Source organism: Mesorhizobium sp. M7A.F.Ca.US.005.03.2.1 (genome assembly GCF_003997795.1).
Classification (GTDB): Bacteria; Pseudomonadota; Alphaproteobacteria; order Rhizobiales; family Rhizobiaceae; genus Mesorhizobium; species Mesorhizobium ciceri.
The window spans coordinates 1-8,980 of record NZ_RZRP01000176.1 but is presented as its reverse complement, the minus strand read 5'-3'; the positions used below and the strand labels follow the sequence as shown (position 1 = coordinate 8,980).

Here is an 8,980-nt window from a genome sequence, read left to right as displayed (position 1 = left end):
GACCATGGGCCTAGCCAATCTCCCCCCTTGAGGGGGAGATGTCCGGCAAGACAGAGGGGGGCGCGAAGGAACGCTGACATCGATTAGAATCCACTCACGGCGCAATGATCGGCGAAGCCGCCAAATCCGGCTGGCGCGCCTCCGCCCCGGCAAACGCACTGCCCTCCTCGAACCAGCTTTTCGGCGCCGGTGCGCCCCACAGCGTCTGGCGCTGCGGGTCCTTGAGGTCCCACTTGATCGGCTCGAGGTCGGGATCGACCGTCTGGTAGTCCGAGCAGTAGATCTCGATGCGGTGGTTGTCCGGGTCGCGGACATAAAGGAAGAAGGCGTTGGAAATGCCGTGCCGGCCGGGGCCGCGTTCGATGTTCGGCAAATAGCCCGTGGTCGCCATCAGGTCGAGCAGGTCGATGATGTTGAGCGGCGTCGGCACCCAGAAGGCGACATGATGCAGGCGCGGGCCGATGCCGTTGGTGAACGCGATGTCGTGGACGCCGCCCTTGCGGTGCGTCCAAGCTGCCCAAAGCTTCCCGGTTGCGGCATCCTCGGTGTATTCGGTGACGCGAAAACCGAGCTCGTTGTAGAAGGCGACGGACTCGTCGACATTGGGCGAGAAGCAGTTGAAGTGGTCGATGCGCAGCGGCTTGACGCCCTTGTAGAGCGCATATTTCTGATGGATCGGCGGCAGCCTTTCCATCTGGGCATAGAACTCCAGCGGAATCCCGTGCGGGTCGCGCGTCCGAAAAGTGCGCGACTGGTAGGGCCGCTCGACCCATTCCACCGGCAGGCCCTTGCCCTTGAAGAAATACTCGGCCTTGTCGAGGTCCTCGTCCGAAAAGACCTTGAAGCCGAGGTCGCGCGCTTCCGGCGTCGTCGCCTTGCGCAGCACGATGCAGTGATGGCCACGTTCCTCCATGGCGCGCAGGTAGATGGCGCCTGATGTCTCGTCGGTAACCTGCAGGCCGAGCGTGTCGACATAGAAGGCGCGGGATTTGGCGAGGTCGGTGACAGCCAACTCGACATGGCTGAGGCGCACGATGTTGAAGGCGGGGTAGAGATTGGGTTTGGGCAAGGGCATCCGATTTCCTCCGGTCAGCCGCCGAGTTTCTGGATCGCGTGCGCCGTCGTCGCGAAGGCGACGTTCTTCGTCTCCATGTAGAAGTCGAAGGAATGGTCGCCGCCGTCGCGGCCGATGCCGGAATTCTTGACGCCGCCGAAGGGGGTCGGCAAATGCCGCACGTTCTCGGAGTTAACCCAGATCATGCCGGCCTCCAGCGCATCGGTGAAACGGAAGGCGCGGGTGACGTCAGAGGTCCAGAGATAGCCGGTCAGGCCGTATTGCGTGTCGTTGGCCAGCGCCAGCGCTTCCGCCTCGTCGTTGAACGCAATGGCGCTCAGCACCGGCCCGAAAATCTCCTCCTGCGCGATGCGCATGCCGTTGGTCACGTTGGTGAACAGGGTCGGGCCGACATAACAGCCGCCTCCCGGTCCATCGACCTTGCCGCCGCCGACGGCCAGCGTCGCCCCCTCCGACCTGCCGATGTCGATATAGGACAGCACCTTCTTTTCATGCACCGGATGGATCAGCGGCCCGACCACCGTTTTCGGATCGAGCGGGTGGCCGACGACGATGCGCTTCGCCCTCTCCGCGACTTTGGCGGTGAAGCTTTCATAGATCGAGGCTTCGACCAGAAGCCGCGACGACGAGGTGCAGCGCTCGCCATTCAGCGAATAGATCATGAATACGGCGGCGTCGGCGGCGCGCTCGAGATCGGCGTCGGCAAAGACGATCACAGGGTTCTTGCCGCCAAGCTCGAAATGCACGCGCTTCAGCGTGCCGGCGCCTTGCTTCATGATCATCGAACCGGTGCGGCTTTCGCCGACAAAACCGATCGCCCTGATGTCGGGATGCTCGGTCAGCGCCTTGCCGGCGTCTTCACCAAGGCCGTTGACCAGGTTCCATACGCCTTTCGGCAGGCCGGCCTCCTCGGCGATCTCGACCAGCAGGCGGGCGGTCAGCGGCGAGAATTCAGCCGGCTTATGAACCACGGTGCATCCGGCCGCCAGCGCTGGCGCAATCTTCCACGTCGACAGCATGAACGGTGTGTTCCACGGCGTGATGATGCCGACCGGGCCGATCGGAACGCGCGTCGTCATATTGACCTGGCCTGTCGTACGCAGTGTCTCGCCGTCGCGCGCTTCGGGCGCGCGGTCGGCGAAGAAACGGAAATTCTCGGCACCGCGCAGCGCTGCCTTGGCCATGAACTTCAGCGCCTGGCCGGTATCCATGCATTCGACAAAAGCGATCTCCTCGGCGCGCGCTTCGATTGCGTCGGCGATTTTGTGCAGCAGCTTCTTGCGTGCCTCGCCAGGCATGGCCGCCCAGGCTGGGAACGCCGCCTTCGCCGCCTTGGCGGCGCGGTCGATGTCGGCGGCGCCGCCGCGCGCGACGCTTGCCAGCGGCTTGAGGTCGACCGGCGACAGCGTTTCGAACGTCGCGCCATCGAGGGCCGGCACCGCCTCGCCGCCGATCTGGTTCAAAACGCCATCGCGCTTGAAGCGGGCCAGATAGGCCTCGGCCTTTTTCAGATTGCCTTGCAGGTCGGACATGTCGGGTTCCGTCACTTGCCGCGCAGCCGCGGGTGGATTGCGTTTTTCTTCCAGCTGAGCACCGGGTCGATTTCCCGGATTTCGAGCGACAGGGCGAAATGCGGGGTCTCGAACAGGGCGGCAAGGTATTCGCTCACCGCCGCGAAGACAGCCTCGCCGGTCCGCTTCTTCTCGTCCGGGCTGCGGCCGGTGCCGATGCGAAACGACATGTCGAGAAAAGCGTTTTCCGGCAGGCTGTCGGCCATCGCGTAGGCCTCGGCGCGAAAGGCCCGCACCCGCACGGCGCCGGTCTCGAACAGCCCGGTATCCAGCACTGTGCGCAACACCAGCGCGCACAATTCGTCCATATCGACCTTGGCATCGAGATTGGCCGAATACTCGATGGAGAAGTGAGGCACGGCGCTTCGTTTCCCTGGGTTATTGCTTTGTTGTAGTTAACGCGTTAATTACATGCGGCATCCGCGAAGTCAAGTCTTGCATCGGCCTTGGCGCAACGATACGGGATGGCAGGAACGGGCCCCGGCTGGCGGATTCGGCCGAGGGAAGGCCTGTTTCGATCGCAAGCGTGGGAGGCTCTTTTTTGCTGCCTGAAAATACCCGTCGTTCCCTGCCGATGGCGCTGCTTCATGCCCGCGAAGCGGTGATGGCGCGGTTTCGGCCGATGCTTGCGGCGCATGACGTGACCGAACAGCAATGGCGCGTGCTGCGTGTGCTCAGCGAAGCCGGCCCGGTCGAGGCGACGGAACTTGCCGATCGCGCCTCGGTTTTGCCGCCCAGCCTGACGCGCATCATCAAGGCGCTCGAGGGACGCAAATTCATCACCCGCAACAAGGCCGAAGGCGACGGCCGCCGCGTCGTGCTGACCATTGCGCCTGCCGGCTCCGCCCTGATCGACGCCCTGTCGCCCGAGCGTCGCGTCATCTATGACGACATCGAACAGCGTTTTGGGCATGAGAAGCTGGAGCAGCTCCTTGACCTCTTGGAGAGCTTGATCGACGGCGAGAGCTGAGCGGTCGGTCCTGGCCGTTTCGTCCAGGCTCACCCGCCAAAGCTGCCCAACCGTGTCGGCTGCGTATAATTCCGGTCGACATAGAGCAGGGCCGAGCCGCCGCTGCCGTGCCGGACATCGATGACGCGGCCGATCATGACATTGTGCGTGCCGACGACATGCACAGTCTCGATCTCGCAATCGAAGTTGACGATCGCATCCGACAGCGCCGGCGTGCCGGAGGTCAGCGTCTGCCAACGCGCCGAGGCGTAGCGCGCCTCCATGTCCCTGGTCGCGCCGGCGAACTTTCCCGCCAGATGCATGTGGTCATGCGTCAGCACGTTGACGCAGAAGCGCCGGTTGGACAGGAACATGGCGGCCTGCGTCGAGCGCCCGTTCATGCACACGAGCAGCGTCGGCGGCTCGTCGGAGACGCTGCACATGGCGGTGGCGGTGAAGCCGCCGCGTCCTGCCGGCCCGTCTGTGGTGACGATGTTGACCGGCGCGCAGACCCTCGCCATGGCGTCGCGGAAATCGGCTTTCGAAATCTGCGTGGCCATGTGATTTCACTCGGCCGTTGAGACAAGCGGATTGAACCAGGTATCGCCGGTCCAGCCATTCTCGTCATAATCGGCCATGCAGGTGTCGACCAGCTCTTCCATCGCCTTCAGCCGCCCGCCGCGCTCGGCGCCTTTCAGCACCTGCAGCCGTACCTCTTCCGGCGCACCGGCATAGTTGAGCTCATAGAGCGCGTGGCGGCCGCCGAACTCGGTGCCGGTCGCATCCCACAACAGCTTCATGATCTTGATGCGTTCGATGTGGCCCATATCGTTGGAGCCGCGCACATATTGCGCCAGATATTTGTCGATCTCGGGGTTGTTGAAGTCGCGCACCGACGACGGTAGGTAGATCAGCCCCGAGGCGATCACCCGGCGCACGGTGTCGATGACGCGCGGATAGGCTTCCGACATGAAGGTGCGGTAGGCAAGCGCGGCTTCCAGATTGGGCAGCACCGCGCCATTCGCCCACGGGATCGGGTTGTAGGCCATGGCGTTGGAAAAGCTCCAGAACATGTGCCTGAGCGCAATGACCTCGCCCAGTGCCGCCTGGTTGCCGCGGAAAGCATCGCCGCCGGTGGCGCGCAGCGCCTTGGCCAGCAGGCCGGCGAGGAAGTCGAGCTTGACGGCGAAGCGCGTGCAGCCCTGGAAGCAGTAGCCGTGCATGAAGCCGGAGGCCGGATGAAAGGACAGGATTTTTTGCGCATCGCGCAGCACCAGAACGTCCTCCCAGGGGATGAAGACATTGTCGAGCACCAGGATCGCGTCGTTCTCGTCGAAGCGCGACGACAGCGGATAGTCGAAGGGTGCCGCCACCGTGTTGGCCGTCTGCTCGTAGGAGACGCGGCAGAACATCTTTATCCCCGGCGCATTCATCGGCACGATGAACATCACCGACAGCGACGGATCCTCGGTCACCGTCGCCGACCCTTGCGCCAGGAAATTGTAGTGCGTCAGCGCCGAGGACGTCGCCACCACCTTGGCGCCGGACACGTAGATGCCGGCGTCCGTCTCCCTGGTGATGTGGACGAAGACGTCCTTCACCTGTTCGGCCGGCTTGTGGCGGTCGATCGGCGGGTTGACGATGGCGTGGTTCATGAACAACGCGGCTTCCTGCGCGCGTTTGTGCCAGGACAGGGCATTGTCCTTGAACGGCCCGTACCAGTCGGCATTGGCGCCGAGCGTGTTCATCAGCGCCGCCTTGTAGTCGGGCGTGCGGCCCATCCAGCCATAGGACATGCGCGACCACTCCGCGATCGCCGCCTGCTGGGCAACAAGCTCGGCGGAAGACTTGGCAACGCGGAAATATTTGTGGGTGTAGCCGCCCGAGCCGGTGTCGGTCGGCGAGGTCAGCGCGTCCCGCCGCCTTGGATCATGCAGGGCGTCGTAGAGGCGCGCCAGCGACCGCGCCGAATTGCGCATCGCCGGATGCGTGGTGACGTCGGCAATGCGTTCGCCGTTGATATAGACCTCGCGGCCATCGCGCAGGCTCTCCAGATACTCGGCCCCGGTGAATGGGCGTGCCTTATCGGTGCGGAAGTCTTCTGATCGCATGATGGTCCTCCTCTTAAGCCGTAACCCTAGCGCCCTGGGCATCGATCGGTTATGGACGGAACGGCAAAACCGATTGGACTTTTTCCGGCGTCATGAGCCAGAGATCCATCCCCGACTTCTTCGTCTATGGCGAGCCGGTGCGGCCGCTCGATGTCGGTTTTCTGCATGTCGAGACGGTGCTTGCGCGCAGCAATATCCATCTTGGTGAGGTCGCCGCGCACAAGCACCCGCAGATGGGTCAGATCACCTTCTGGACCAGCGGCTCCGGTACCTACCGTATCGAAGACCGATCCTGGGACTTTTCGGCGCCTGCCGTGAGTTTCGTGCCGAGCACTATCGTGCACGGCTTCTCGATCGGCCCCGGCACCGACGCCATCGTCGTCTCGGTCGCCGACGGCGCGCTTGCGGCCATCGCGGCTCACAGCCTGCTGCCGCTGGACCGGCCGGTCTTTGCCGACGGCCTGCCGCAGCACGCAGCGTGGGCCAGATTGGCGGCGGTGCTGGAGATGATCGCCGCCGAATACGCCGAGGCGCAAGCCGGCAATGACAGGGTCCTGCAGGCGCTGATCGCCGTCGCGCTCTCCCACATCGCGCGCCTCAGTCCCGAGACAAAGGGTGCCACGGCGTCTTCGGATGCCTCACTGGCGTTGGGGCTGCGCCGGCTCGCCGATGCGCATTTCCGCGACAACTGGCCTGTTGATCGCTACGTCGAGGCGCTGGCCACGACGCCGCATCTTCTCGACAAGGCCAGCCGCGCGGTGCTGGGCAGCGGCGTCAAACGCGTCGTCAGTGAGCGACGGCTGCTGGAGGCCAAGCGGCTGCTGTTGTTCACCGTACGCTCGGTCGAGGACATCGCCTACGAGATCGGCTTCGACGACCCGGCGTATTTTTCACGATTCTTTCGCGCGCGGGTCGGCGAAGCGCCCGCGTCCTGGCGGCGGAAACAGTTGCAGGGTCATTGATGGGTGACCATGGATGCGGCCCTTGGCGCGCCGTTCCGGCGCGAGCCCGCTTCCGCCAGGGCGTTGGCTTCCCGACCGGCCATGATGCAGCCACAGCCACTTTTTCGTGAAGCTGAACGGGTTGATCCGCTCGCCTGTCTGCCTAGGTAGAAAGGAGCGGCGGGCGCCACGCAAAATCTGACAATCGGGCAAATCTGACAGTCGGCATGACATTTTCCTGCATTCGAAAGCTTGGCCTCGCTGCTCTCTGTGTCGGCATCCAGTCTTCCTGCGTCGTTCCCGACGATACGTCGCGTATCGCCAAGGTTGATCCAACGGCGGCGGCTGCCCGCAAGGAGATGGTCGGCCTCAGCGAAGCCGATGTTCGAATGTGCGCCGGGTTTCCGACCGCCACCGCCGACGCCGGCCAATCGGGCCAGATCTGGACCTACAAGCGCATCGTCCAGCGCGGCAATCTCAGCATTGTGGTTCCGACGTTGGCGGTCGGCGCGATCCCGGCGGTCGGCGGCTCCGTCAATGTCGCTCCCGGCGGCTATTGCGATACGCAAATTCGCATGGTCGATGGCCGTGTCGCCGAAGTTGCCTATGCCGGCGACAACAATTTGCCGAACAGGCGCGACGCGCTTTGTGTCAGCACGGTGGACGCCTGTGTGACCTATGCCCGCCAACACGGCCAGAGGCCGGCGGCCAAATAGCCGGCGGCAGCGAAACGGCGATGGCAGGTCATGCAAATGTCGTTGAGGGCTTGACTGACCCGCCGGACCGAATACGCTAGCGCAAAATACCGGCTCTGATCGCCGGGCGGCAAAAATGCCTCGTATGCCTCGCCCTTCCGGCGCAGGCTGCGGGGCATTGTCATTTTGGGGTCCTGTTTGAAACGGCGCATCGAGATCGGCATCCTGTATTCCCGCTCGGGGAGCTATCAGCTCGTATCCGATGCGTGCCGCATCGGCGCCATGCGCGCCATAGCCGACATCAACGCCGATCGCAGCTCAGCCATCGAACTGGTGCCGGTGGAGCGCGATCCGCAAAGCAATGCGGACCGCTACGCAACGCTTTGCGAAGATATCTTCAAGACCAGCAGCGCACGCCATGTCATCGGCTGCGTCACCTCCTGGAGCCGCAAGGAAACCATTCCGGTCTTGGAGAAAGCCGGCGGCATGCTCTGGTACGCCTGCCCCTATGAGGGCTTCGAAGCCAATGAGCATGTCGTCTACATGCACGCCTGCCCCAACCAGCATCTGGTGCCGCTGATGGCGCATGTCGTGCCGCGTTTCGGCGCCAACGGCTTCCTGCTCGGCTCGAACTACATCTGGGGCTGGGAGATGAATCGCGTCGCGCGCGACCTGATCGCGGATGCCGGCGGCAAGGTGCTGGGCGAACGCTACCTGCGCATCGGCGAGACCGACGTGTCGCGGCTGATCGCGGAGATCCGCGCCACGCGGCCGAACTTCATCCTCAACAATTTGATCGGCACCTCGTCCTACGCCTTCCTCGCGGCCTATCGCGACCTAGGTCACGAGGATGCCGCCTTCAGTCCCGAGACCTGTCCCGTCATCTCCTGCAACCTGACCGAAGGTGAGCTGCCGGCGATCGGTGAATCCGGCAAGGGACATCTGTCGGTCGGGCCGTATTTCGCGCCGCGCCCGGCTGCCTTTGCCTCATCCTTCGAGGCCTCCGCCTATGCCTCGGTGCAGGTGATGGCCGACGTGCTTTCCAGCAATCCCGACGCCGGTCCGGCGGAATTCTCCAAAGCCTTCGCCGAACGCCGCTTCTCCACCCGGCTCGGTCCGATCGCCATCGACGCCCACTCGCAGCATGCGACACTGCCGGTGATCATCGGGCGCATCGCGGACGGCTTCTTCGAGGTCGTCAGCCGCGAAGACGAAGTCGCGCCGGATCCGTATCTGTCGCGCTACGACCCGGCAAAAACATTCGGCCGCCCGCGCCTGAGGGTGGTGTCGTGACCAGAGCCCCACGCATCCCCAATCTCGGCGGCGCCAGGGCGTTTATCCTGCATCGCCCGCATCCGACGGTGCAGGCGATCACCAGGCAATTGTCGGCCATCGGGCTGATCACGCTGGATTGCTGGCCGGAACTGCCGCCCGAGGCGCTGGCCGCCGATTTCGTCTTCTTCGACGCCGATCTCGGCTTTGACGAGCAGTTTCCGTGGAAGCCGGGCGAGGCACCGATGCCGCTGGTGGCGCTGATCGGTTCCGAGGCGCCGGGCCGCATCGAATGGGCGCTGTCGCATAAGGCCGATGCGCAGCTGCTGAAGCCGGTCGGCAATGCCGGCGTCTACAGCGCGCTGC

Annotated in this window: 9 protein-coding genes and 1 pseudogene; 5 read left to right on the top strand and 5 right to left on the bottom strand. The window is 64.1% G+C overall.

Going from position 1 to position 8,980, the window contains the following annotated elements:
* Positions 1-94: 94 nt before the first annotated feature.
* The 3 genes from hpaD to EN991_RS12560 are packed head-to-tail and all read right to left on the bottom strand — an operon-like array spanning position 95 to position 3,005.
* Positions 95-1,075: a 3,4-dihydroxyphenylacetate 2,3-dioxygenase gene (gene hpaD, locus EN991_RS12570; protein ID WP_063169700.1), complete on the bottom strand. Its 981-nt coding sequence runs from the start codon at positions 1,073-1,075 to the stop codon at positions 95-97.
* A gap of 14 nt (positions 1,076-1,089) precedes the next feature.
* The gene (gene hpaE / locus EN991_RS12565) at positions 1,090-2,607 is read right to left on the bottom strand and encodes a 5-carboxymethyl-2-hydroxymuconate semialdehyde dehydrogenase (protein WP_127368864.1); all 1,518 of its coding nucleotides are present in this window, start codon (positions 2,605-2,607) and stop codon (positions 1,090-1,092) included.
* 11 nt (positions 2,608-2,618) lie between these two features.
* Positions 2,619-3,005, bottom strand: a complete 387-nt coding sequence (locus EN991_RS12560) for a 5-carboxymethyl-2-hydroxymuconate Delta-isomerase (RefSeq protein WP_127368863.1) — start codon at positions 3,003-3,005, stop codon at positions 2,619-2,621.
* Between the two features lie 215 nt (positions 3,006-3,220).
* Here EN991_RS12560 and hpaR point away from each other — a divergent pair, with 215 nt between their 5' ends.
* Positions 3,221-3,616 (top strand): homoprotocatechuate degradation operon regulator HpaR, encoded by a 396-nt coding sequence (hpaR, locus tag EN991_RS12555; RefSeq protein ID WP_224620863.1) that lies wholly within the window; start codon positions 3,221-3,223, stop codon positions 3,614-3,616.
* Positions 3,617-3,645: 29 nt separating this feature from the next.
* Here hpaR and EN991_RS12550 read toward each other — a convergent pair whose 3' ends face one another.
* A complete protein-coding gene (locus EN991_RS12550; RefSeq protein WP_013528541.1) occupies positions 3,646-4,155 on the bottom strand; it encodes a flavin reductase in 510 nt (169 codons plus the stop codon).
* Positions 4,156-4,161: 6 nt separating this feature from the next.
* The gene (locus EN991_RS12545) at positions 4,162-5,706 is read right to left on the bottom strand and encodes a 4-hydroxyphenylacetate 3-hydroxylase N-terminal domain-containing protein (RefSeq protein ID WP_127368862.1); all 1,545 of its coding nucleotides are present in this window, start codon (positions 5,704-5,706) and stop codon (positions 4,162-4,164) included.
* A 92-nt stretch (positions 5,707-5,798) separates the two neighbouring features.
* Between EN991_RS12545 and EN991_RS12540 the strand changes: the two genes are divergently transcribed.
* The 4 genes and pseudogenes from EN991_RS12540 to EN991_RS12525 all read left to right on the top strand — a co-directional run.
* Entirely contained in the window at positions 5,799-6,668 is an 870-nt protein-coding gene (locus tag EN991_RS12540) for a helix-turn-helix domain-containing protein (RefSeq protein WP_063170920.1), read from the top strand.
* A gap of 206 nt (positions 6,669-6,874) precedes the next feature.
* Positions 6,875-7,363, top strand: coding sequence for a hypothetical protein (locus tag EN991_RS12535; RefSeq protein ID WP_127368861.1), 489 nt, complete (start codon positions 6,875-6,877; stop codon positions 7,361-7,363).
* A gap of 177 nt (positions 7,364-7,540) precedes the next feature.
* Complete coding sequence (locus EN991_RS12530) at positions 7,541-8,635, top strand: transporter substrate-binding protein (RefSeq protein WP_127368860.1); 1,095 nt, start codon at positions 7,541-7,543, stop codon at positions 8,633-8,635.
* Positions 8,632-8,980 (top strand): annotated as a pseudogene (locus EN991_RS12525) (transcriptional antiterminator); the annotation flags it as partial. The gene EN991_RS12530 and the pseudogene EN991_RS12525, both read left to right, overlap by 4 nt.

What these genes read in the sequence shown, in the direction of transcription:
- hpaD (WP_063169700.1), bottom strand. Translation starts at nt 1,075, where the DNA reads ATGCCCTTGCCCAAACCCAATCTCTACCCCGCCTTCAACATCGTGCGC.
- hpaE (WP_127368864.1), bottom strand. Translation starts at nt 2,607, where the DNA reads ATGTCCGACCTGCAAGGCAATCTGAAAAAGGCCGAGGCCTATCTGGCC.
- hpaR (WP_224620863.1), top strand. Translation starts at nt 3,221, where the DNA reads ATGGCGCTGCTTCATGCCCGCGAAGCGGTGATGGCGCGGTTTCGGCCG.
- EN991_RS12550 (WP_013528541.1), bottom strand. Translation starts at nt 4,155, where the DNA reads ATGGCCACGCAGATTTCGAAAGCCGATTTCCGCGACGCCATGGCGAGG.
- EN991_RS12545 (WP_127368862.1), bottom strand. Translation starts at nt 5,706, where the DNA reads ATGCGATCAGAAGACTTCCGCACCGATAAGGCACGCCCATTCACCGGG.
- EN991_RS12540 (WP_063170920.1), top strand. Translation starts at nt 5,799, where the DNA reads ATGAGCCAGAGATCCATCCCCGACTTCTTCGTCTATGGCGAGCCGGTG.
- EN991_RS12535 (WP_127368861.1), top strand. Translation starts at nt 6,875, where the DNA reads ATGACATTTTCCTGCATTCGAAAGCTTGGCCTCGCTGCTCTCTGTGTC.